Annotated in this window: 25 protein-coding genes; 19 read left to right on the forward strand and 6 right to left on the reverse strand. The window is 43.8% G+C overall.

All coding sequences use genetic code 11. From position 1 onward, the window contains the following. The first annotated feature begins 116 nt into the window (after positions 1–116). From nagB to AC3WJC_RS07090, 9 genes are all read left to right on the forward strand, one after another. Positions 117–2042, forward strand: coding sequence for a glucosamine-6-phosphate deaminase (gene nagB, locus AC3WJC_RS07050; protein ID WP_492398369.1), 1926 nt, complete (start codon positions 117–119; stop codon positions 2040–2042). Positions 2043–2055: 13 nt separating this feature from the next. Continuing rightward, positions 2056–3441, forward strand: a complete 1386-nt coding sequence (gene glmM / locus AC3WJC_RS07055) for a phosphoglucosamine mutase (RefSeq protein ID WP_492398370.1) — start codon at positions 2056–2058, stop codon at positions 3439–3441. 124 nt (positions 3442–3565) lie between these two features. Next, complete coding sequence (locus tag AC3WJC_RS07060) at positions 3566–5929, forward strand: ABC transporter permease (RefSeq protein WP_492398371.1); 2364 nt, start codon at positions 3566–3568, stop codon at positions 5927–5929. Positions 5930–6110: 181 nt separating this feature from the next. Further along, complete coding sequence (locus AC3WJC_RS07065) at positions 6111–7046, forward strand: ring-cleaving dioxygenase (protein ID WP_492398372.1); 936 nt, start codon at positions 6111–6113, stop codon at positions 7044–7046. A 3-nt stretch (positions 7047–7049) separates the two neighbouring features. Then, the gene (locus tag AC3WJC_RS07070; RefSeq protein WP_492398373.1) at positions 7050–7673 is read left to right on the forward strand and encodes an alpha/beta hydrolase; all 624 of its coding nucleotides are present in this window, start codon (positions 7050–7052) and stop codon (positions 7671–7673) included. Positions 7674–7741: 68 nt separating this feature from the next. Beyond that, entirely contained in the window at positions 7742–8098 is a 357-nt protein-coding gene (locus tag AC3WJC_RS07075; RefSeq protein ID WP_492398374.1) for a cupin domain-containing protein, read from the forward strand. 52 nt (positions 8099–8150) lie between these two features. Beyond that, the gene (locus AC3WJC_RS07080; RefSeq protein ID WP_492398375.1) at positions 8151–8738 is read left to right on the forward strand and encodes a Crp/Fnr family transcriptional regulator; all 588 of its coding nucleotides are present in this window, start codon (positions 8151–8153) and stop codon (positions 8736–8738) included. 10 nt (positions 8739–8748) lie between these two features. Continuing rightward, positions 8749–9444 (forward strand): molybdopterin-dependent oxidoreductase, encoded by a 696-nt coding sequence (locus AC3WJC_RS07085; RefSeq protein WP_492398376.1) that lies wholly within the window; start codon positions 8749–8751, stop codon positions 9442–9444. Between the two features lie 52 nt (positions 9445–9496). Further along, positions 9497–9823: a hypothetical protein gene (locus AC3WJC_RS07090; protein ID WP_492398377.1), complete on the forward strand. Its 327-nt coding sequence runs from the start codon at positions 9497–9499 to the stop codon at positions 9821–9823. Here the strand turns inward: AC3WJC_RS07090 and AC3WJC_RS07095 are convergent. Continuing rightward, on the reverse strand, positions 9820–10683 hold the full coding sequence (locus AC3WJC_RS07095; RefSeq protein ID WP_492398378.1) for a YitT family protein: 864 nt from the start codon (positions 10681–10683) through the stop codon (positions 9820–9822). The two genes, AC3WJC_RS07090 and AC3WJC_RS07095, sit on opposite strands and share 4 nt — an antisense overlap. A 185-nt stretch (positions 10684–10868) precedes the next feature. Here AC3WJC_RS07095 and AC3WJC_RS07100 point away from each other — a divergent pair, with 185 nt between their 5' ends. The 3 genes from AC3WJC_RS07100 to AC3WJC_RS07110 are packed head-to-tail and all read left to right on the forward strand — an operon-like array spanning position 10869 to position 13629. Next, positions 10869–12185, forward strand: a complete 1317-nt coding sequence (locus AC3WJC_RS07100) for a sensor histidine kinase (RefSeq protein WP_492398379.1) — start codon at positions 10869–10871, stop codon at positions 12183–12185. 17 nt (positions 12186–12202) lie between these two features. Next, a complete protein-coding gene (locus AC3WJC_RS07105) occupies positions 12203–12586 on the forward strand; it encodes a response regulator (protein WP_492398380.1) in 384 nt (127 codons plus the stop codon). Continuing rightward, positions 12586–13629 (forward strand): adenylate/guanylate cyclase domain-containing protein, encoded by a 1044-nt coding sequence (locus AC3WJC_RS07110; RefSeq protein ID WP_492398381.1) that lies wholly within the window; start codon positions 12586–12588, stop codon positions 13627–13629. The genes AC3WJC_RS07105 and AC3WJC_RS07110 overlap by 1 nt, the downstream gene beginning before the upstream one ends. 23 nt (positions 13630–13652) lie before the next feature. On the opposite strand, the gene AC3WJC_RS07115 is transcribed toward AC3WJC_RS07110, so the two are convergent. Together AC3WJC_RS07115 and AC3WJC_RS07120 are read right to left on the reverse strand one after the other, a co-directional pair. Further along, entirely contained in the window at positions 13653–14033 is a 381-nt protein-coding gene (locus tag AC3WJC_RS07115) for a response regulator (protein ID WP_492398382.1), read from the reverse strand. Positions 14034–14205: 172 nt separating this feature from the next. Next, on the reverse strand, positions 14206–14910 hold the full coding sequence (locus tag AC3WJC_RS07120; protein WP_492398383.1) for a Crp/Fnr family transcriptional regulator: 705 nt from the start codon (positions 14908–14910) through the stop codon (positions 14206–14208). Positions 14911–15181: 271 nt separating this feature from the next. Here AC3WJC_RS07120 and AC3WJC_RS07125 point away from each other — a divergent pair, with 271 nt between their 5' ends. Continuing rightward, a complete protein-coding gene (locus tag AC3WJC_RS07125) occupies positions 15182–15793 on the forward strand; it encodes an HAD family hydrolase (RefSeq protein ID WP_492398384.1) in 612 nt (203 codons plus the stop codon). 15 nt (positions 15794–15808) lie between these two features. Here AC3WJC_RS07125 and AC3WJC_RS07130 read toward each other — a convergent pair whose 3' ends face one another. Further along, positions 15809–16489: a hypothetical protein gene (locus AC3WJC_RS07130; protein ID WP_492398385.1), complete on the reverse strand. Its 681-nt coding sequence runs from the start codon at positions 16487–16489 to the stop codon at positions 15809–15811. Positions 16490–16755: 266 nt separating this feature from the next. Between AC3WJC_RS07130 and AC3WJC_RS07135 the strand changes: the two genes are divergently transcribed. From AC3WJC_RS07135 to AC3WJC_RS07155, 5 genes are all read left to right on the forward strand, one after another. Beyond that, the gene (locus AC3WJC_RS07135; protein WP_492398386.1) at positions 16756–17775 is read left to right on the forward strand and encodes a threonine aldolase family protein; all 1020 of its coding nucleotides are present in this window, start codon (positions 16756–16758) and stop codon (positions 17773–17775) included. 462 nt (positions 17776–18237) lie between these two features. Beyond that, positions 18238–19785, forward strand: coding sequence for a GNAT family N-acetyltransferase (locus AC3WJC_RS07140; protein WP_492398387.1), 1548 nt, complete (start codon positions 18238–18240; stop codon positions 19783–19785). A gap of 39 nt (positions 19786–19824) precedes the next feature. After that, complete coding sequence (locus AC3WJC_RS07145; protein ID WP_492398388.1) at positions 19825–19953, forward strand: hypothetical protein; 129 nt, start codon at positions 19825–19827, stop codon at positions 19951–19953. 10 nt (positions 19954–19963) lie between these two features. Beyond that, entirely contained in the window at positions 19964–20293 is a 330-nt protein-coding gene (locus AC3WJC_RS07150) for a hypothetical protein (protein ID WP_492398389.1), read from the forward strand. 134 nt (positions 20294–20427) lie between these two features. Continuing rightward, entirely contained in the window at positions 20428–20661 is a 234-nt protein-coding gene (locus AC3WJC_RS07155) for a hypothetical protein (protein WP_492398390.1), read from the forward strand. A gap of 72 nt (positions 20662–20733) precedes the next feature. On the opposite strand, the gene AC3WJC_RS07160 is transcribed toward AC3WJC_RS07155, so the two are convergent. Beyond that, positions 20734–21870: a PAS domain-containing protein gene (locus tag AC3WJC_RS07160; protein WP_492398391.1), complete on the reverse strand. Its 1137-nt coding sequence runs from the start codon at positions 21868–21870 to the stop codon at positions 20734–20736. Between the two features lie 215 nt (positions 21871–22085). Here AC3WJC_RS07160 and AC3WJC_RS07165 point away from each other — a divergent pair, with 215 nt between their 5' ends. Further along, positions 22086–23660 (forward strand): PAS domain S-box protein, encoded by a 1575-nt coding sequence (locus AC3WJC_RS07165; protein ID WP_492398392.1) that lies wholly within the window; start codon positions 22086–22088, stop codon positions 23658–23660. Positions 23661–23732: 72 nt separating this feature from the next. On the opposite strand, the gene AC3WJC_RS07170 is transcribed toward AC3WJC_RS07165, so the two are convergent. Further along, entirely contained in the window at positions 23733–24620 is an 888-nt protein-coding gene (locus AC3WJC_RS07170) for a bestrophin family protein (protein ID WP_492398393.1), read from the reverse strand. Between the last annotated feature and the right edge of the window lie 159 nt (positions 24621–24779).

The raw sequence follows: 24779 nt of genomic DNA on the forward strand, positions 1-24779 counted from the left end.
ATGTAAACAGATTCCAATAAAAAAACAGGTATTAAATTATTACCGGCAGGCAAGTAGCTTCTACACCGGTACAGAGAATGCTATGCCTGATTTGAATTAGATAATAGATATATAATATGTTGAAATTAAACTTATTAGAAGAAACACGTTACGAAAAGGTTCCGGTAAAAATTTACAGCGATGATACCGAAGCCAGTATTGATGTAGCCCATCGCATAGCTGAATTGATAAAGAGCAGGCAATCAAAAGGTGAAATTGCAGTACTTGGTTTGGCTACAGGTGCATCGCCGGTAAAGGTATACAAGGAGTTGGTGCGTTTGTACAAAGAGGAGGGCCTGAGCTTTAAAAATGTGGTCACCTTTAACCTCGACGAATATTACCCCATACAACCTGATGCCGAGCAAAGTTATGTGAGGTTTATGAAGGAACAGTTGTTCGATCATGTAGATATCGATATGGTTAACGTAAACATTCCTGACGGCACCATGAAACAGGAAGATATCGCCGCTTACTGCCTGGCTTATGAGCAAAAGATAAACAGCTATGGCGGTATCGATCTACAGGTTTTGGGGATTGGCCGTACCGGGCATATTGGTTTTAATGAACCGGGCTCGGCACCCAATTCAGGCACACGACTGGTTACCCTGAATGATCTTACCCGCAGGGATGCTTCAAAAGATTTTGGCGGCAAGGAGAACGTACCTAATAAAGCCATTACAATGGGTATTGGTACCATATTCAAGGCAAAAGAGATCATCCTGCTGGCCTGGAACGGTAAAAAAGCACCGATCATCAAAAAAGCGGTTGAGGGTGTGATATCTAACGAAGTACCAGCTACGTTTCTGCAAATGTCAAACAACGTTGAGTTTGTGATTGATAAGGATGCCGCTGTTGAGCTTACCCGTTTTGGTATACCCTGGCTGGTAAAAGATTGCCGCTGGACGGATTCGCTGACTAAAAAAGCGGTGGTATGGCTGGCTAAAACCTTGGGTAAACCTATTTTAAAACTAACCGAGGCCGACTATAACAACAATGGTATGTCGCAATTAGCTACCAATTTCGGTCCAGTCTATAACATCAATATTAATGTTTTTAATAAGCTGCAGCACACCATAACCGGTTGGCCCGGCGGTAAGTTTAATGCGGATGATAGTCAGCGGCCGGAACGTGCGTTGCCGCAGGTAAAACGCTCTATTGTGTTCTCGCCGCACCCGGATGATGATGTGATCTCGATGGGCGGCACGTTCATTCGTTTGGCCGATCAAGGGCATGAAGTGCATGTGGCCTACCAAACATCAGGCAATACGGCTGTTTGGGATGAGGATGCGCTGCGTTATGTGGAATTCGCTATGGATTTCGGGCAGGCACAACGGCAGGACACTACTTATCTGACCAACCTGTACGCTACCATGAAGGAATTTTTTAAAACCAAAAAACCTAATCAATCCGACCCGAAAGAGATCCGTACCATTAAAGGTCTAATACGTAAGGGAGAGGCCATTGCCGGGGCACGCTTATCAGGCTTGCGCGATGAAAATATCCAATTTATGGATCTGCCGTTTTATGATCGTGGTAAGTTTGAAAAAGTGATTTCGTACGAGGATGATGTGCAGCAAACCATGGAATTATTACAGCAGGTAAAACCGCACCAAATATTTGCCGCGGGCGATTTTGCCGACCCACATGGCACGCATAAGGTATGTTTTGAGATAATATTGGAGGCACTAACCCGTTTACGCAAAACCGAGGAATGGACGGCGGATTGCTGGCTATGGTTGTACCGTGGCGCATGGCACGAGTTTGAGATACACGAAATAGAGATGGCTGTACCGCTATCGCCGCAGGAGGTGGAGCGTAAAAGGCTGGCCATATTCAAGCACCAGTCGCAAAAGGATCTGCCGGTATTTCCGGGTGATGACGCGCGCGAGTTTTGGGTTAGGGCAGAGGATAGAACCCGTGAAACCGCCCGTTTATATAACGCGCTCGGTTTGGCTGAATATGAGGCTATTGAAGCCTTTGTAAAATGGAAGTTTGAGGAATAACTAAACTAATATAATGACACTAATCAAATCAATAAGCGGAATCCGAGGCACCATTGGCGGCGCAGCCGGCGAGGGGCTAACGCCGCTTGATATTGTAAAATTCACCTCAGCCTATGGTAGCTGGGCGGTAAAAAAAGCCGGTATCAACAAGATCGTGATCGGCCGTGATGCCCGCATCTCGGGCGAAATGGTGAGCAGCCTGGTAACCGGCACCCTGCAAGGCCTGGGTATCGATGTGATAGACCTCGGCCTGAGCACCACACCAACAGTAGAAGTAGCCGTACCGCTGGAAAAAGCCGCGGGCGGCATCATCCTGACGGCAAGCCATAACCCCAAACAATGGAACGCCCTGAAACTGCTGAATGAAAAAGGCGAGTTCATCAGCGATACCGATGGTAAGGAAGTACTGGACATCGCCGAAGCCAGCGATTTTACCTATGCCGATGTAGACAGCCTGGGCAAAGTAACGCAGGACGACAGCTACCTGCAAAAACATATCGACCTGATATTGGATCTGCCACTGGTAGATAAGGAAGCCATCAAACAAGCTAACTTCAAAATAGCCATAGACTGCGTAAATTCAACCGGCGGCATCTATGTACCGGCCCTGTTAAAAGCGTTAGGCGTAGAAACCATATACGAACTGTATACCGAACCCAACGGCCACTTTCCGCATAACCCCGAGCCATTGCCCGAGAACCTGACGGCGATAGCGGAAACAGTAAAAGAAAACAAAGCCGACCTGGGTATTGTGGTTGACCCTGATGTGGACAGGCTATGCTTTGTAAACGAGGATGGCACGATGTTCGGCGAGGAATACACCCTGGTAGCCGTAGCGGACTACATCCTGAAACATACCCCCGGCAATACAGTATCCAACCTATCATCCACCAGGGCCTTACGAGATGTAACCGAAATCCATAATAGTACCTACACCGCCGCTGCGGTAGGTGAGGTAAACGTAGTGAACAAGATGAAAGAAACCAACGCCATCATTGGCGGAGAAGGCAATGGCGGTATCATATACCCGGAACTACATTACGGCAGGGACGCGCTGGTAGGCATCGCCCTGTTCCTGACGCATCTGGCAAAAGAAAATAAAACCATCTCCCAACTTAGAAAAACCTACCCGGAGTACTATATCTCCAAGAACAAGATAGAACTGCAGGCGGGTATGGATATCGACAACCTGCTCAAGCAAGTCGAAGAAAAATATAGGGATCAACCGTACAGCACAATAGACGGCTTGAAGATAGAATTCGGTAAAGAATGGGTACATTTGCGTCGGTCGAACACCGAGCCGATCATCCGCATCTATTCGGAGTCAACCAGCGAGGCAGCAGCAACTGCTTTGGCCGAAAAGCTCATTGCTGATATGAAGGCGATACTGGGCTTGTAAACACCATCGCAATCGAACATCCATTGCATCATAACCGAACACATTATTTAATTATAGTGCTGATATTAAGTCAATTTTGATTTGGCATTGCTTTGGTTGCAATAGTATAGCTTAATGTAAAACTATGCTTAAGAATTACTTTATCACCGCCTTTCGCAGCCTTAAAAGGTTTAAGTTGTTTACATTTCTTAACCTTTTTGGCTTGTCAACGGGCATGGCTTGCAGCATACTTATCATGCTTTGGGTGCAGGATGAAAAAAGCTATGATAAGTTTACCCCGAATGCTGCTGATATATACCGGCTTACCTCCAATGTTTCCGGCTCGGTAGCCGCCGTAACGCCTCCACCGGTTGTTGATGCCCTTAAACAACAAATTCCTGCTGTTGAGATGGTGACCCGCGTTGTGCCTGTATCTGCTACGGTTAGTGTTGCCGACAAGAAATTTGATGAAAAGAGCATCCTCTACGCCGACGCTAATTTTTTGCAATTCTTTAGTTATTCGTTGATACGGGGCAATGGCAATGTACTTGATCAGCCTAACCATGTGGTAATCACTGCAGCGGCTGCTGTTAAATACTTTGGTACTGAGGATGCCGTTGGTAAAACTTTAAAAGTGGAAAACGGCTACAACAGCGATTATGTAGTAAGCGGCGTTCTTAAAAATCTGCCGCATAACGCGCATTTGCAGTTCAGTATGTTGCTGCCCATCAGCTATTATAATGTCTCTAACGGGAATGATTGGGGTAACTTTTCGGCTTATAGTTATGTAAAACTGAATAAGCATTTTGAGGCGACATCATCGTCCATAGCTTCACTCGAAAAGCAGATTGATTTGATTCATCAGAAGAATGATCAATCCAATACTAAAAGCAGCTTTACAATGCAACCCTTAACCGATATACACCTTACCGCCGGTTTACAGCTTGATGTTGAAGGGCAGGGCAACCTACAAAATGTAAAGATATTCAGTATTGCCGCCATATTCATATTGGTTATTGCCTGCATCAATTTCATGAACCTTTCTACCGCGTTGGGTAGCACCCGTGCAAAGGAGGTTGGCCTGCGAAAAACCATCGGTGCACGCCGTATCGACCTGATCATTCAACTCATGGGCGAATCATTATTGGTGGCTTTGTTGGCATTGATGATTGGCGTGTTATTAGCCTGGCTCTTACTGCCCTTGTTTAATGAGTTGGCTTCAAAAAATATCAGCATTAATTTATTAAATGGCAGGTTGATTGCGCAGTTGATGGCAATAGCCGTTGTTGTCGGGTTGATCTCCGGCAGTTATCCGGCCATATTTATATCGTCATTTAATCCGGTAAAAGCGTTAAAAGGTATCAAGGCGCCCAAAGGTGAGCTTTCCTATTTGCGCAGTGGGTTGGTTATCTTCCAGTTTGCGGTATCAGTAGTACTCATTATCAGTACCTTGATAGTGAATAATCAGCTTGATTTTATCATAAACAGGAATATCGGCTTTAATAAGCAAAACCTGTTATATGTACAGGTGCCTCAAGTGGGCTACCAGAAAGCGAATTATGATGCCTTAAAGCAATTTTTAAGTTTGAACAATGGCATAACTGATTATACCATTATTGATCACCTGCCAACCAACCTTACCACCGGAACTACCGATGTGGTGTGGAGCGGCAAAGACCCTAACACGCAAACCGTGTTTCCGCATATTGGTGCTGATGCAAACTTTCTGAAAACCTTTGGCATGAAGCTCATAGCAGGACGAATGTTCAACGCCAACTCAATTGCCGATGATAGCACCTACCTGGTTAACCAAACCGCGTTGAATGCAATGGGTATGAAACCGGCCTCGGCCATCGGACAAAAAATATCAACCAATGGTAATGCCGGTACCATCATAGGTGTAGTGCAGGATTTTAATTTTAAACCCGTTCAACAAGCTATTGAACCACTGATCATCAGGCATAATAGCCGCGCGGGGTTTGTGGTCATCCGTACCAATAGTGCCAATTACCAACAGGTGATCGGGAAATTGAAGGATGTGTTTCATGGTCTGTATCCAAATTATCCATACAATTATGGCTTTGTAGATCAGGATATAGCTAAACTTTACGTTACCGAGCAGCGTACAAGTATGCTATTTAATATATTCTCCATCATGTCGGTAATTATTTCGTGCCTTGGCTTGTTTGGTCTGGCCACGTTCGCCATACAAAAACGGGTTAAGGAGATAGGGGTAAGGCGTGTGCTGGGCGCAAGCGCGCAAGGTATAGTCGCTATGCTATCTGCAGATTTTGTAAAGCTCGTCGGTTCATCGTTGTTGGTGGCTTTTCCCGTGTCATGGTATATCATGCATCAATGGCTCGAAAATTATGCTTATCGGATAACCATTAGCTGGTGGGTATTTGCCATAGCAGGTATTTGCGCTGTGCTGATAGCGCTTGTAACCGTTAGCTATCAATCTTTAAAAGCAGCCTATGCCAATCCGGTTAAAAGTTTGAGGAACGATTAAGAAGGATTTGATCTCCCTATAAAATGATGTAAAGCGATGCGTAAAACCATCGCTTTTTTGTTTTCAGAAAAAAATATCATAAAATACTTTCTTGTCCTATGTCAAGTCGGCAGGCAAAAATGCGGGGTACATTTGTAGTGTTAAAACAATAAATCAAAACACAAACTAAATATTAAACACTATGGAAAGTACAATCAACGGCATCCACCACATCACTGCAATAGCAGGCAATGCCAAACGCAACCACGATTTTTATACCAAAACTTTAGGCTTACGCATGGTTAAAAAAACCGTGAATTTTGATGATCCTGAAACATACCATTTATATTATGGCGATAAAGAAGGTACGCCGGGCACTATCCTGACCTTCTTTCCCTGGGAAAATATCATGACCGGCAGGCGTGGAGCACGTCAGGCTACCGAGATAGGTTATTCAGTACCAGAAGGCAGTTTAGATTTTTGGCAAAAACGCTTTGAAGATCATAATGTGATCTATAACAAAGTGGCCGAAAAGTTTGGTGAGCAGTATTTAACTTTTCTTGATCCTGATGGATTGAAACTGGAACTGATCGTATCAAAAACAGCCGACAACCGTTTACCTTGGGAAACTGATGAGATCAAGGCTGAAAACGCGACCAAAGGTTTTCATAACATCACCATTACCACCAACAAAATGCAGCCAACTGCCGATATTCTGACCAACGTTTTCGGTTACAAATTATTGGAACAGCATGTTAACCGCTACCGTTTTGTTACCGACGCGGTTGATAATGCCAACATTGTTGACCTGGTTGAAGTACCGGGAGAGGTTGCCGGACATGTGGCGGGCGGTTCAGTACACCACGTAGCGTTCCGTGTAAAAAATGAGGAAGTGCTAATGCAGTATCGCGATAAAATTGCATCTCTTGGTTTACATATTACCGAGAAGATAGACCGTAACTATTTCTACTCACTGTATTTCCGCGAACCAGGTGGCGTATTGTTCGAGATAGCTACTGATAATCCGGGTTTCGCTGTTGATGAACCGGTTGAAGAGTTAGGTCAGCACCTTAAATTGCCTGCACAATACGAGCAATACCGTGCAAGTTTAGAAACTACCTTACCAAAATTAGTTTAAGTAATGTACACACATCATAAACAATATATCACCGCCGGCAAACCACTTGCCGAAGCCGGCGGTGCCCTGATCATGATACATGGCAGGGGCGGCTCGGCAGAGAATATTATCAGCCTGGCGGATGAATTAAATACGGATGATCTGGCTATTTATGCGCCGCAGGCCAGCAATAATAGCTGGTACCCCTACAGCTTTATGGCGGCTGACAATCAAAACCAGCCCGCGCTTAACTCGGCTATTGAGGTAATTGGCGAACTGGTTGATGAGATCATCGGGAAAGGCATCCCAGCCAAAAAAATTTATTTCGCGGGATTTTCGCAGGGGGCGTGTTTAACCTTGGAGTATATCGCCCTTAATGCCAAAAAATATGGTGGTGCGGTAGCTTTCACCGGCGGATTAATAGGCCAGCAGTTTAATGCAGGCAAATATACCGGCGATTTTAACGGAACCCCGGTGCTGATAACCACCGGCGACCCTGACCCGCATGTGCCCTTAACCAGGGTTGAGGAAAGCGTGGAGTTGCTGAAAAAACTAAACGCTGATGTAAATGTAAGGGTATTTGATGGCCGTCCGCATACCATCATTCAGCAGGAGATCGATCTGGCTAATCAATATGTGTTTCATTAAAAAACTGCGCGACAGGCTGCTGGCATTTTATACATCGATGCAGTTTCATAAATACGATAAACATTAAAATGATGGAAGCATTTAAAGTAACCCGGGTTTATGCCGATGAAAACGGCGACAGTCAGTTTGATGAAGTATATTACCCGTTGCATGAGGGCGGGCCGATAGGTTATTTCTCGGAAAAGGTGAAAATAAAGGAGCTGATCTTCCGTAAAGTAGTACCAACTTATGATGATTTTCATGCCGCACCGCAAAGGCAGTACGTTGTACTGCTTGATGGCGGTGTAGAAATTGAAACATCAACCGGCGAAAGGCGGCAGTTCGCGGCAGGTGAGGTGTTGCTGATGGAAGATACCGAGGGCAAAGGCCACCGCAGCCGTAACTTAAAAGAGCAGGTGCGTAGTTCGCTGTTCATTATTTTTTAGATAAACGGCGGCGCTTTTAGTGGTATATTGCGTTTTTATCGCGATACTATCTATGTCAACCGATCTGATACTGAAAAGCATTGGCAAATACATTGGCCTTACCGATGAGGAAAGGCAATATTTTTTAAGCCTGCTGCATCCAAAGGAGCTGACACGCAAGCAGTTTTTATTGAAGGAATTTGAGGTTTGCAAATATTCGGCTTTTGTAAACAGTGGCTGCCTGCGTGGCTATACGGTTGATGAGCACGGGCTGGAGCATGTAATGAACTTTGCCCCGGCAGGCTGGTGGATAGCCGATATGTATAGCCTGCTTAGCCAAAAGCCCGGTACTTTAAATATAGATGCCATTGAGCCAACCGAAATACTACTGCTCTCCAAGGTAAAACAGGAACTTTTGTATCACGAAGTGCCCAAGTTCGAGCGGTTTTTCAGGATCATAACCGAAAATTCACTGGTAGCTTACCAGCAGCGGCTGATGGATAATTTAAGTCTTACGGCTGAAGACCGTTACAATAATTTTTGCCGCAGATACCCTACATTGATTAATCAATTGCCTAAAAAAGATATAGCCGCCTACATAGGCGTTACGCCGGAGTTTTTTAGCCGGATGATGGCAAAGCTTTTGCGGGCAGAAAAGTAAAACAATCGCTATGGAAGATCAGGATAAGCTTAACCGCATTATTGAGGCCCGCATGAAACTAAAGGCCCGTTTTGAGGAGCAGATGCGCAATACACCATCCGTTGCCGACGATAAACCCAAAGGCTCAGGCGAACCTAACCGGCACGGTATGCCCGTTATCCCGATAGGGCAAACAGCAACCTCAAAATGGCCGGTGCTTGATTTGGGTTATCAGCCTAAAATAGGCTTAGACCGGTGGCGGCTAACTATTGATGGCGAAGTAGAAAACCCGGTGCGGTTAACCTGGAAACAGTTTATGGATCTGCCGCAAACCAAGGATACATCCGATTTTCACTGTGTAACCACTTGGTCAAAACTCAACATGCATTGGAAGGGTGTAAGCCTGCTTGATCTGGCGGCCTTGGTTCATCCAAAGGAAACGGCAACCCATATTATGTGCTATGGTTATGATACTTATACCACCAATGTATCTTTACAGGAAGCCCTTAAACCGGACGTACTGCTGGTGCATACCTACGAAGGCCAGCCGCTGCCGCACGAGCATGGCGGCCCGGTGCGCATGATCACTCCGCAGCTTTATGCCTGGAAAGGTGCTAAGTGGATAAAACGTATCGAGTTTTTATCAGCTGATAAGCCGGGTTTTTGGGAAGATAGGGGCTACTCCAACACGGCATACCCTTGGCGAAACGACCGTTATAGTGATTAACTGTTAAAACAGATGGCCTGTATTATGGGTTAACAAATTAAACAGACTAATCATGATCAACCCGGTAGCATTCAAAACATCTGCAGATAACGGAACTGTCAGAAAAATAATTATTGAGCCTATACTAAAGCGCGATGATAGCGGCGAGCTTACCGATACCGGCGTTTACCGCCTGCTAAAAAATGCTACCGACAACGAAAGCTTTTTATACACCGAACCGCTAGAAACTACCGAAAACAACACGGATATACCCGATGAACTCAATCCGGATTATTTAGGTAAGATTACTTTTATTGATGGTAGCTGGACATTCAAGGGTGATCTGTTGACCGAGCACGAGCAGCAGCAGGTGGCCGGTTTTATTATTAAGCACGCTTAGTGCCTTGCCCGGCGTTTAAGCACGCCGCCGGCAGCCTCTTTAATGGTACTGGTAAATACAAACGCCTTAGAGTCAATATCATGTACCAGGTTGCGCAGCCGCCTAACTTCAAGGCGGGTAACTACAGTGTATACAATATCAACCGGGTGGCTCACATCAAAACTTTCCTTTAAAAAGCCGCGTTCGCCCTTGTAAACGGTAATACCACGGCCTAATTCCATCACCAGGCGGCGTTTTACTTCCTCACTTTCTGACGAAATAATGGTTACGCCGGTGTATTCTTCAAGTCCTTCAATCACAAAACTGATGGTGCGCGATGCGGCATAATAGGTTAGTATAGAGTATAATGCGGTAGGTAGCGTAACTTCAATAGCTGCTATCAAGAATATGACGATGTTGATGCCTAAAATGATCTCGCTGATGGTAAAGCTGATGCGTTTCCCGGTATACAGGGCCAATACCTCAATACCATCCAAAGCGCAGCCGCCGCGAATGGCCAAACCCACGCCAATACCCATAAACACCCCGCCAAAAATGGATACCAGCAACTTGTCTGATGTTATTTGCGGGTAAGGCAAAAACAGCAGGCACAAACCAAGACCTATTATAGCAGCCAGCGTTTTTAACGCGAAGCGGGCGTTAACCTGGTAAGCGCCCATTATAACAAATGGAATATTGGCCAGTACAATTACATAGGCGATGTTAAGGTGGTAAAGCTCATGTATAAGCAAGGCAATACCGGTTACGCCGCCATCAAAAAACTTATTAGGTATCATAAAACTTTTAAGCGCGAACCCGCAAAAAAGAATCCCTAAAACAGTGTAAGTTGTATCAATTAACCAACGTGGCAGGTGCTTCATCTGTATAAACGTGTACTTGTAAATCGGTATTTAAATACTATCGAAATAAGCGTTCAATACCAAAACTTCAAATTCAAGGCTAATATATTCAAATGTTTCTATTTATAGGCTGTAATGGTTTAATAAACGGAAATGTTATATTTGGTAGCCAGCATTAAAATTAACCGGCCTGCTTTATTTCAATTATGTATTTTTTTGTATACCTGGGTGCTTTTTTGCTCTTAACACGTTTACGCACCTCTGTAAAACATACGGAGTTATTTGATAGATGGAATCAGACGCTTAGGTGGTCGGCCATTGGTGTTGCCGTATCATTTTTTCTTTTTGAAAGAATTTTCCCGGATGAAATTACCCCGTTTTTAGGTCCGTTGATTTTAGGGTTTATAGTAGCCTATACCTTAAAAGAGCCTGATTTTAAACCGCTGAAAAGCTTTATTAATACCCATATGCCTTTAGTGATTGTAGGCTTTTTGGATGCGGTTGTAGATTTGATTACGCCAAAGTTCTATGCCGAATATGATGATTATTTTCAGATAGGTGTATTGCTTGCCTTTGTATGGATATTCGCACGTTGGGCAAGTACTAAAAAGCAGCAGCAGGAGCTACGTGTTATGGCTGTTAAAAAGGATGAATTGGAAGCGGTTGTTGCCGAACGTACATCCGAGCTTACCAAGCAGCGTAATGAATTGCAGGATCTGGTAAAGGAGCTGAAAGCTACCCAGGCACAATTAATTCAGTCTGAAAAAATGGCCTCGCTGGGTGAACTTACCGCGGGCATAGCCCACGAGATACAGAATCCGTTAAACTTTGTCAACAATTTTTCGGAAGTAAGCGCCGAGCTTATTGATGAAATGGAAGAGGAGCTTGCCAAAGGCGACAAAGAGGAAGCCCTGGCCATAGCTGCCGACATAAAGCAGAATCTCGAAAAAATACGTCACCACGGCAAGCGTGCTGATGGTATTGTAAAAGGTATGCTGCAGCATAGCCGCCAAAGCAGCAACATTAAGGAGGCTACCGATATTAACAAACTGGCTGATGAATATTTGAGGCTGGCCTATCACGGTTTACGCGCTAAGGACAAATCATTTAACGCCGAGTTGATTACCCGCTTTAGCGAAAACCTGCCAACCGTTGAGGTGGTGCCGCAGGATGTTGGGCGCGTGTTGCTCAACTTATTTACCAACGCTTTTTATGCTACGCAACAAAAGCAAAAACAAAGCGATCCTAAGTATCGCCCGGTGGTTGAGGTGGCTACCATCGCTAAAAAGGGAATGATAGAGGTGTTTGTGCGCGATAACGGTATAGGCATACCTGAGCATATTAAAGACAAGATTATGCAACCGTTTTTTACCACAAAGCCTACCGGCGAGGGTACAGGTTTAGGCCTGTCATTAAGTTATGATATTATAGTAAAAGGCCACAACGGTAAAATTGATGTGCAAACCAAAGAGGGTGAATACACCGAGTTTGTGATCTGCGTTCCGCTATCTGTTAAAAATTAATTAATTTTATCGCTTCTATGAAAATACTGGTTGTTGATGACGAGGCGGATGTACAGCCGCTTTTTTTACAGCGTTTTCGTAAAGAGATACGCAATCAAGAAATTGAATTTGACTTTGCCTTGTCGGGCGAGGAAGCCTTGAAATACCTGGAAGATAAACACTCCGAAGTGGTACTCATCCTGTCAGACATTAATATGCCCGGCATGAGCGGCATTGAGCTGCTTGGCCATATCCGTAATGATTTTGCTGATCCGCCACCACCTCCTGTGGTAATGATGGTAACCGCCTACGGCGATGAAGAGAACTACAAGCAGGCAATGGATAACGGCGCTAACGACTTTTTAACCAAGCCGCTTGATTTTGATCTGCTTAAACAAAAACTTAAAAACCTTAATGTGTAATGGCCAAAATACTGGTAGTTGATGATGAAGCCGACCTGGAACTGCTGGTAAAACAAAAGTTTCGTCGCAAGATAAGGGAGAGTGTGTATGAGTTTATTTTTGCGCAAAACGGTGTTGAGGCGCTTGAAAAGGTTAAAGAACACCCCGACCTGGATATTATACTGAGCGATATTAACATGCCCGTAATGGATGGGCTTACCCTGCTTACCCATTTGCCCGAAGCCAACCCAACACTAAAAGCGGTGGTGGTTTCAGCCTATGGCGATATGCAGAATATACGTACCGCCATGAACCGCGGCGCATTTGATTTTATTTGCAAGCCTGTTGATTTTGACGACCTGGACGTTACCATGCAAAAAACCATTGCGCATGTACGCCAGTTACAAAGCACCATTAAGGCTATCAAAGAAAATAACATACTTAAAATGTATGTTGATGAAAATGTGCTCAACTTTATGACGCACAAGGAGTTCGAAAACAGCCTGCTGAATAATGAGTTAGTGCAGGCTACCGTAATGTTTGTAGACGTATGCGGCTTTACAGCACTGACCGAGCAGGTACCGCCAAATACGGTGGTTAATTTGCTAAATACGCTTTTTGACCAGATAGTAAAGGAAATTATAGCCCAGGGTGGCCATGTAGATAAGTTTATGGGCGATGCGGTAATGGCTGTTTTTAGAGGAGATTACCATTTAGACAGGGCAATTGACGCGGCGCTTACCGTGCGCGATCGAATTAAAGCGACAGAGGAAATAGACGCGGGCAGCCGCAAGTATAAGCCGGGTGTATCGGTTGGTATAAATTCCGGCGAAGTGGTATCGGGTAACATCGGCTCGGCATCACTCAAGCGGTTAGATTATACCGTAATAGGTGATATTGTTAACGTAGCGCAACGCCTGCAATCCACCGCTAAAGAGGGACAGATACTGATAAACGAGGCTACTTACGAAAAAGCCAAAGAATCATTCAGTTGCGAAAAAATAGGAGAGGTGGTGCTTAAGAATAAAGCTAAACCGGTTACTATATACGAGGTGCTTGAATAACAGCACCTCGTATATAGTTATAATTAAGCGTGTTCGTAATGGCTTTCGCCAAGGCAGCGGTGTATGGTACCGATAAGTTCATCCAAATCAAACGGCTTGGGTATAAAGGCATCGCAGCCATAATTGCCGAAAGCCTCCAGCAAGCGAGGGTAACCTGATAATAATATAACAGGTAATGAGGATGTTAATGGATGGTTTTTGATCTCACGGCATAACTCACCACCATTTACACCGGCAAGCAGGTGGTCAAGCAGCACAATATCAGGATTATACAGGCTAACGCTTTGTATAACATCATCGGTGTAAAGCAGTGCGGTAACGTTAAAACCTTCAGAGGTAAGCACGTCAGTCATCAATTCCAGCATGTCCGGCTGGTCGTCAATGATCAAAATATTCGTTATCATTTCAGTTTATGCAATCGGTAGTATAATAACGTGCAATTATCAGCATTTGTTTTGTTACCGGCAGGCTTTGGCGTAAATATAACGGAAACTTTATTCAGGCTTAACAGCCCGAAATAACATGATGTGAGAAGGGAATATTTGAAAATAGCCGTTTGATATACGGCTACCTGTTTCAGGCGAATACTTGTGCCGCCTCCTGGGTTAACTGAAGCAAACCGTCCTGGTTAGCTATGGCAATGCTTTTGCCCGATAGGGTGATGAGTTTCTCGGCAACCAGCTCGTTAATTACGCGAAAAACGGTTTCGTAAGTAGCACCGGCGTATGAGGCCAGGTCCTGCCTGCTCAGGTCGATATTTATATAACCCCCGGCATTGGTGCCAAATTGCTTGCTAAGCATAGTCAACGCTTCGGCAACGCGGCCTTTAACAGGCATATGTGCCAGGTTGCGCATCTTTTTTTCAGATTCGCGCAGCTCATCCGCAAAAAACATTAACAGTTGGTAGGCAAATTCCGGGTTTACCTTCAGGCTGGCTTCAAAAAAATCCATATCAATAAAGCACACCACACCCGCTTCAAGTGCCGAAGCCGAAACCGGGTACACCGCTTCCTTACCTATACCGCGATGGCCTAATATAGCACCGTCATTAGCAAAACGAATGATCAGCTCTTTCTCTGCATCCCATTTTTTATAAACCTTAACCGTGCCCGAATAAACAAAATAAACACCTGTTACCGGTTCGCCTTCCTTAAATATTTTTTCTCCTTTTTTAACTTTATAAATTTTTTTATGTGTTAAAATTGCTGCATGCCATTCTTTTATAGCGTTTTTGCATAAAAAACAATGGCAATTTTCAGTAATTATATTTTTTTTAACCATATATACAGGGGTATTTGATCTTCAAAATTGCTTAATTTTTAATAAATATCAACAAATTGTTTCAATCTTTAATTATTGGGAGCGTTGTTTTAATAATGATATAATTTATGAAAGGTTATTTATGTTATTTTTATTTTAAATGATTGATTTTTGGCTCAGAGTTATAATGTTGTTAATAAATCGATAATTAATTTTGATGATTTAGCTTAATGTATTTATTACACCCTAATAGCTTACACCCTGATATTTTTGCCAATATTTGTACATGGATATGGATGCATCACATCAACTTAAATTTGAAAAGTTAACCGGGATATCAGCCGGGTATAAGGCTTTTTTATACGACTGTGACGGTACACTTGCCGACAATATGCCTGCACATAAGGCAGCATACGTAAAGGTTGCCGCAAACGGCGGTTTGGTGTTTGATGGGGCTATAGTTGACGAACTGGCCGGCTGGCCGGTAAAAAATGTAGTGGAAGAGATTAACAAGCGCTATAGCAGCACTTTTGACCCGGTTACATTTGCCGAGCAGCGTTACCAGGTATTTTACGATGAATATATAGTACACACGCAGCCTATACCTTTTGTGGTTGAGCATTTAAAGGCGCACGTAGGTAAGGTACGCATAGCCGTAGTGTCAGGCAGCGGGCGTAAAGCTGTTGAACGTACGCTGGGTATTTTGGGTATACTTGATTTGGTTGAGGTGCTGGTTTGTGCCGGTGAAACTGAGCATGGTAAACCTTATCCTGATCCGTTTTTGTCGGCTGCCGAAAAACTTGGCGTAGCACCTGCTGATTGCCTGGTTTTTGAGGACGGCGAGGCCGGTACCCAAGCCGCAGAATCTGCCGGAATGCAGTGGGTACGTATTGACAAATTGTAACTAAACGATCAACTGTTATTGCTGGTGAGATGCTTTTACTTTGTTAAAGTATTCTATCAGCTTATCAATATTATTGAGGTTAAATTTGTTTTGCTGGATGAGACTTACCACTTCAGGTTCATCGCCCATAATATCACTCATGATATCATTAAAGTTGATAGGGGTAAGCAGCATCATCTCGGCAGTATTAGCCCCAAAATAGTAGGCTGTTTTTTGCTTGCCGCCATTGCCGCCGCCAAGAGATATACCTACGCCGCCGCCAACACCGCCATATCCGCCGCCGCCCATACCAAACCCGCCCGACAGGCCCGGCCTGATACCAAAGCCGCCTGATTTACCGGCACCTTTGCCGGTGTACAGTTTAATTTCCTCGTTAAGTACCACCTTAACAAAATCAAATTCCTTGCCCGCCCATAGGGTGTTACCCGGCGCGTGCGCCACAACAAAACTATCGCGCCCGATGGTGAATGAGCGTAACTCACCCGCGCTCAGCTTGATGGGGTTCATTTTATCGTCAAGCTTATATTCTATAAAGGCTTCCTCTTTAACAGGGCCTTTACCTTTGGGGTTAGGGTTAATTAAGCCGGTTTGCCTGATGCCTTTGGCATCGGTAAAGCTACCGGCCTGCCATTTTTGTGCAGAGGCGGTAAAGGTGGTTATTGTAAGTATAAAAAGGACTAAGCAGCAATTTTTCATTATCGTAAATTAAGCAATTAACGGTAGTTTAACCGGGGTGTATATCGCAGTCGGCTATATCCGCTAACGCAGGGTAAGGTGTTTTATTTTTGACTATAACGGCTCGGTTTAATATTATTCAATTATCCCAAAACAGCAGTGCAAGTTAAGCTTTTATGAGGATTGACTTGGTGTTTCAACGATGGTTTAGTTTAAATAGTGTTTAAAAAGGAATAGCGGTGTTTTGCAGATTACATTAGCTTTGTAATTAAATTATAAAAGTTTACATGATGCAGCTAACGGTCGATTTTCGCAGTGATACCATAACCAAACCAACCCCCGCCATGCTTGAGGCCATGATGAATGCCCGTGTGGGGGATGATGTTTTTGGCGAGGACGAAACGGTGAACGAACTCGAACAAAAAGCTGCAGCTATGTTTGGCATGGAGGCTGGCTTGTTTTGCCCCTCAGGCACCATGACCAACCAGATAGCCATTAAATGCTTTACCCAGCCAATGGATGAACTGATAGCCGATCAAACGGCGCACGTTTACCGTTACGAGGGCGGGGGGATCGCTTTTAACTCCGCCGTATCAACACGCTTGCTTAACGGTTATCGTGGTATAATTACTGCTGAAATGATAGCGCCTGAAATTAATGCCGACAATATACATTATCCGCATACCAGTCTGGTAGTGCTCGAAAATACCGTAAACAAGGGCGGTGGCAGTTGCTATACCCTGGAGCAGATAAAGCCGATAGCACAGTTATGCAAGGAGCATAACTTAAAGCTGCACCTGGATGGCGCACGTATATTTAACGCCCTTACCCACACTAAAGATAGTGCCTTTGATTATGGTAATTACTTTGATGGTATATCGGTATGCCTGTCAAAAGGTTTGGGTACACCTGTAGGTTCGGTTTTACTGGCAGATCAGGATACCATAAAAAAGGCCCGGCGCATTCGCAAAGTGTTAGGCGGGGGGATGCGCCAGGCAGGCTTCTTGGCCGCGGCTGGTATCTATGCCCTGGATCATCATGTGGAACGCTTACAAGCTGACCACGATCATGCCCGTATTTTGGCTGATGTTTTAGCACAATGCCATTGGGTAACACATGTAATGCCTGTTGAAACCAATATTGTACTGTTTGATACCATTGAGCCTACGGATGCCGTGGTAGCCAAACTGGCCGGTAAAGGAATTAAATGCGGTACTACCGATAAACACCGCATCCGCTTTGTAACTCACCTTGATGTAGATGCCGATGGCATTGATTACGCGGTGAAGGTGCTAAAGGAATTATAGGTGTTTACAAGTGTCCTTTTGCAATCAGCATATTTATATGCAAACCCTTAAATCTTCGTTTAATAGGTTCTAACAATATTTTTAGTTGCTATAAGGTGACTTTGCGGAAGTAATCTGGAATACTGTATGCATGAAATCTGCCTGAAGAATTGTGTATTGGCCGAAAATTATGTTATATTGACCAAATACGCCATATCGTGAGTATCCCCGGCAATTAAAATTCCCCGGTTACCATAAATAATCTGCGCACAAATATCCGGGCAGTTAAATAAGCGACTATAAAAATTTCATTGTCGCGGCTATAAAGAAGAGCTCTCATCAAAAAAACGCGGCTGCCTGTATTATTAAAGCAAACAATACAGTTGTCTTTAATATTAAATTATATCAGGTATAATACCAACCGCTATCAAAATCGCATGATGTTACGGAGTTAATGCTCAGTCAGGCGATCATTTATACAACATGGAAAAAATAATCAAGAACGAAGACTTAAAAATCGAATTACGTAAGTTAACCAAGGACGATTACCTTGGCCTTAAAGCCTCGATGATAGAGGCTTATTCTGAGTGGGAAGGCGCATCATCCTGGGGCGAATCTCATATCGCTAAATTGGTAGAGCTGTTTCCTGAAGGGCAGATCTGTATATTGGTTAACGGTGCTATCGCGGGCTGTGCCTTATCATTAATTGTAAATTACGATCAGTTTGGCGATAACCATACCTACGCCCAAATAACGGGTAACTATACTTTTTCTACTCATGATGATAAGGGCGATGTATTATACGGTATTGACTTTTTTGTACATCCTGATTATCGCGGCATGCGGATCGGCAGAAGGCTGTACGATGCCCGTAAAGAAATATGCGAGCGCCACAACCTGCGGGCAATTATAGCCGGTGGCCGTATACCAAAATATAAGGACTATTCAAGCCAGCTAACACCAAAGGCATATCTCGAAAAGGTAAAGGGTAAGGAAATACATGATCCTACACTGTCTTTTCAATTGGCCAATGATTTCCACGTAAGGAAGATATTAAAAGGCTATTTGCCCGGCGACACGCAATCGCTTGAATATGCTTCGCTGCTGGAGTGGAATAATATCTATTATAATGAAGAAGCGGCACACATCAACTCTAAAAAATCCATTATCCGATTAGGGCTGGTACAATGGCAAATGCGGCCTTTTCCTAATATGGAATCGCTGTGCGAGCAGATCGAGTTTTTTGTGGATGTTATCAGCGATTACCAAAGTGATTTTGTGCTGTTTCCGGAGTTGTTCAACGCTCCGTTGATGACGGCTTATAACCACATGAGCGGTGCCGATGCCATGCGTGAGATCGCCAATTTTACTATTCCGTTAAGGGATAAGTTTATGGAATACGCCATCAGCTACAACATCAACATAATTACCGGCAGTATGCCCTATATGGAAAACGGGGTATTACAAAATGTAGGTTACCTGTGCCGTCGTGACGGATCGTATGAGATGTACCGTAAGATACACCTTACCCCGGCTGAACAAAGTGCCTGGGGAATGGTAGGAGGCGACCATATAGCTACTTATGATACCGATTGTGGTAAAATAGGCATCCTGATTTGTTATGATGTGGAATTTCCTGAATTGCCACGCCTGTTAGCCGAGCAGGGTATGCAGATACTTTTTGTGCCTTTTATGACAGATACCCAAAACGGTTATACCCGGGTAAGAAGCTGCGCCCAGGCAAGGGCTATTGAAAATGAATGTTATGTGGCCATTGCCGGCAGTGTGGGCAATTTACCTAAGGTGCATAATATGGATATTCAGTATGCGCAGTCGGCGGTATTTACACCGTCGGATTTTTCGTTTCCAAGCAACGGCATCAAGGCCGAGGCCACACCAAATACGGAAACTACACTGATTGCCGATGTTGATGTTGACCTGCTGAAGGAACTGCACAATTTTGGTGCTGTGAGAAATCTGAAAGACAGGCGGCTGGACATTTACAAAATAGTTAACAAGAGTAAAAAATAAGCTTAAATATACTTACACACCAATTTAATACTTGTAATCATGAGCAAAGACAGAGGAACTAAAAATGTAAAAAAGGCACCGGCTACCGAAGGTAAAAAATCTACCTCTGACTACCAGGCCGGTAAAAAATCTGTATCAAAAGACGACGTAAACACCAAGAAAAAGTAATAAATAAAGTATGATCAACAACAAGCAAACAGCACAATACAAAGCAAGCGAATATATTTATGATCTGGGTAATGCTGCTTTAGAGAATGGTTTTAAACCCGATGAACACTGGCAAGTAGAAATGGCTACGGCCGACGAAAAGCAAGCGTTTGAAAAACAATATTACCCAACGGTAATTACAAGCGTAACGCCCGAAATTTTAAACGCGACTTTTACAATGGTTAAGGCCCACTTAAATCAGGCTGTAAAACCACAGGAGCCCGTGGTAAACGACCGCTTTGCTGAACAACCTGAATACCTGTATTTAGTAGCCTATAATACAAACAGGGTAAGGCGTTAGTGGTAAAGCATCAATGTGCCTATTACTGACGTGATGGTTGGATGTTTTTAACTCGTGGGTTAATTAAATCTCTTTATTTTTATATTTCGACAACTAAAAGGAATTTTTTATGTTGAATTAGAAAAACACAGACTATGAAAAATCCATTCAAAAAAGAAGATAATACCACGTTGTGGATAGCCGCCGCTGTAACCGGCGCAGTTGCCGCGGGTGCAGGCATTTGGTTTTACCTGCATGGTAAACGTACAGGCGCTATTGAGGAGCAATTAGATCATGCGCAGGATTACCTGGAAAAGAAATACAAAAAGCTAAAAAAGCATAAAACTGATCTGCATGAACTGGAAGATATTGTTCATCATCAGGAATAATAACACATAAAAAAACCGGCCAGCAAACTAATAAGTTATTAGTTTGCTGGCCGGTTTTTTTTCAGCACGTTTTTATCTGCCGGTTGAATCGAGTTTGCTTTGGGCTTCCTCAAGCATTTCGTTTGTTTTCTCCAACTGTTCGTTGGTAACCGTCATTTCTTCGTTCATGGCTTGCAGCTCTTCATTAGCGGCAGTAAGCTCCTCATTCATGGCTTCCAATTCATCCTGCCTGTCCTGTAACAGCTTGCGCGCTTCAATCATATCCGTTACTTCATTAACTGTTACCAGCACGGCCTCCGGCTTTTGGTTCACGTCAAAAAGCGGAACGTAGCTAAAATCGGCAAACGCGTTTTTCGGGCTTCCGTCGGGTTGTATAATTACTACAGCCTCTTCAGGCATGGTCATGGTTTTACCGGTAAGCAATATCTCTGAAAGCAACTTAGGAAAAGGCTGTCCTTCAAATTCAGGAAACGCGGATAACAGGGGCTTGCCAATCAGGTCATCCGCTTTGCGGCCCCATATATTAAGCAGCGGTTTATTGATCGTTTCTATAATAAAATCATCCCCCTTTAAAATGCAAAGGCCGGACGGCGTATTGGCAATAATGCGGTTAAGGCGGTATTCGCTGTCCGTTAGTTCAGCATTGCGTATTGACTGATCTTCAGTTTGCTGGCGTACATTAGTAAGATCATCCTGCGAACTACGCAGTGCCTGCTCTGTTTGCTGTAATTCCCGCTCGGCATGTTGCTGTTGTACCAGCATGGCCGCTTCGTTATGCCGTATCTGTAATATCGCAGCCTGATCCTGAACATGAATGGTTACATTATTGGTAGTACACGAGAGGTAAATTATCTCTCCCTGCTCATCGGTAATGGGTAATATCTCTACCTGCCACCAGCGTGGTGTTGTTTTTTCAGCAGTCGAAATATCATAACGGAATATCGGTAACTTCATAGCTGCTTTATGCCGAAGCACATCTGCCAGTCCTTGCTTAAACTTCTCTGCGGATGAACTCCCGGCCGCATCAGCTTTAAAAAAATCCCATATACTGTGTCCCGTCAACTGGTCGGCTGTATAGCCGGTAGCCGAGGTATAAGCCTGGTTAATGGCAGCAATGGTAAAATCAGGTGTATCTGGTTTTAATATTATCCGCGGTTCAGGCAGTTGGTCAAAAAGCGTACGAAATAATGGATTTAATAAAAATTGCATTTGTATTTAATAGCATAGCGCCCTCAAAGTAAGTATAGGCAAGTATGGAATATATTGATGTATTCCATGTAGTTGTATCATCATATAAGGGTAAGTAAAAATAGCAGATGTAATTGTAACTGCCAAATCCACCGCCCCTTAAAAGCAAAACAAATAGTTATGTTTCGGGTTAATAAAATAATGCCTTATCTTTCCATTTTATCCACCACTACACAATGACCGATCAGGAATTACGTATACAACAGTTAATGACAGAGGTAAGGTTATTGCAGGCAGAGAACCTCGAACTCAAGCAAACACAAAGGCAGGAAAATGATCAGCGCGACTTTAGCGACGCCGGCGGCGAACTGCTCCGGTTAAGCCAGCTCCGCTACCGCACAGTGTTCGAGAACTCCCGGTTGGGTAATAAAATTATATCGTCAGACCTGGTAATACTACAGGTTAACGAAGCCCTGGTTACACTACTTGGCTGTAAGGATAAAAACGATTTAGTAGGCCATCGCATCATAGAATTTTCGCATCCTGAGTTTGTGAACGACTGGCAAATACTCCAAAAAAAATTATGGAGCAAGCACCTGCCATCATTTAGTTTGGAAACCTGCCTGATCAGCAAAAACGGAAACAGCATCTGGGTAAATATTAATTCTACCTTATTCAGGGATGGGGGAGAATACCTCGGTTACACTACAATTGAGGATATTCGCGAACGTAAGGCCGGCTTTGATGTATTGCGAGTACGGGAAGAAAAATTTCGCACCATCACCAATATTATGCCCCAGCAGGTTTGGACGGCAGGGCCCGAAGGAAAGCTGAATTTTGTAAACCAGCAGGTTGTTAATTATTTAGGAAAAGAGCCTGAATATATCACCAAAAATGGATGGACTGAGTTTATCCATCCTGATGATGCCTATAATTGTGAAACCGCCTGGCAAAATGCTGTTGAAACAGGTGCTGATTACGCGCTCGAATTCAGGTTGAAAAACCATAAGGGGGAATATAGGTGGCACCTTGGCCGGGCGAACTCGTTGCTTGATGATGACGGCGGCGTATCGGTATGGTTAGGCACTAATACCGATATACAGGTGCAAAAAGACAATGAGCACCAAAAGGAAGAGTTTTTAAGTATAGTAAGCCACGAATTGAGAACGCCCTTAACCAGTATCAAGCTGTACAATCAACTGGCACAAAAAGCCGCATCTGCAGAAAAACAGAAGGAGCTTACCGAAAAATCAAGCGCGCATATTTTGCGTTTAGAACGGTTGATACGTGATCTGCTGGATGCCTCGCGCATAAATGCCGGGAAAATGGTTTACAATAACGAGCAGTTTGGTTTTGATAAACTGCTGGAGGAAACCGTGCACGATATACAGCCTATTACCCCTAAACATACCTTAATTATTGAGGCAAATGAACCTGCCGAAATAGTTGGCGACCGCCATCGTGTTGAACAGGTTTTAAATAACCTGCTTTTAAACGCGGTTAAGTATTCGCCTGATGCTAACCAGGTAATGATCAGGTCGAAGATTGCTGATAACCACATTGTTGTTTGTGTTCAGGATTTTGGAATAGGGGTGGAAGAAACAGAAATGACGCGGCTGTTTGACAGGTATTACCGGGCAGGCAACTCCCAGATGCGTTTTGATGGCTTAGGGCTGGGACTTTACATTTCTGCCGAAATACTCAAGCGCCATTCGGGCAAGTTATGGATCGAGGGCAAACTTGGCAAAGGAGCTACTTTTTGTTTCCAGTTGCCTTTAGCCGGGAGTGAACCATCATCATATATACAATAGTAAATTATTATTTCTGTGGAATGTATGATCCTTCTTTGATCTTATAACCCTCAGGCAATTGATTTTTAAAAGTTACATCACATAAAAACTTTCCGGCTGAGGTAGCGGTTCAGGTACAGGCATATTGGCCATTTCCATCAAATTACGTTCAATGGTGTTTGAGAGGCTGGTCATTGGCGTATCTGTTGGCTTATTCTCAAAAGGATCCTGCATCAGTATGGCGGTTCTTTCAATAGTTATAAACAGTACAGGTACCATGGTAGCCAGGCAGATCTCAATAGCCCAATGATCGTCGTCCAAACCAAAAGGGAAAATGGTGGTCAGTACGTAGATCAGAAAATGTATCAATACACTGTAAGCGCGCGGAAATACTGTATTCTTGATGCGTTCACATCTACCCATCGAATCGGTAAGCCGCTGAATAGTATTATCTATTTGAACCTGTTTGTTATCGTTAATGTTATAAGCTTCGCTTATTGCTGCCAGGTGTTCGGCGTGTTTGGATAGTAACAGGTTGGGGCGGTTAATACTATCCGTGCCTGTTTGCTGTACGTACTGCTCAACTTTTTGTGATGGCGTACACTTTCTCAGGCTTTCTGCCAGGCTATAACACCATATAGACTGCCTTATAGCGAAATCCTTAACATGTTGGGCCTTTTTGGCATCGTTCGGTATAAAGTGAATTAACTGCCTGATGAGGGTACGGCTATCATTAACTATGGCACCCCAAACTATTCGTGCTTCCCACCAACGTTCGTACGATTGGGCGGTACGGAAAGCAAGCAGCAGGGATAGCAGTGTACCGATCATGGCGGAAACACTTAACGGTATGGTCAGGTCTTTAAAAAAGGTAACGTAATCCAGCGCGCCAACCAAGCAAGCGTATGAAAATATGGCGATCACATCCCACTTGATCAGTTTCAAAAAAAAGGTAATGGATATTTGCTTGGCTAATAACATATATTTTAACGATATCGGAATGTATTGTTTGTAACGAGATTGTTAAACAGCGAATACATTACAATGTTTTGCTTACTTAAATTGTTATAGCAAACAACGAATAACAGGTAAAAAGTATTATGGGGCGATAAGCAAAAAGCTAAACATAAGCGGTGTAAT

Source organism: Mucilaginibacter sp. FW306-07-L, assembly GCF_058782065.1.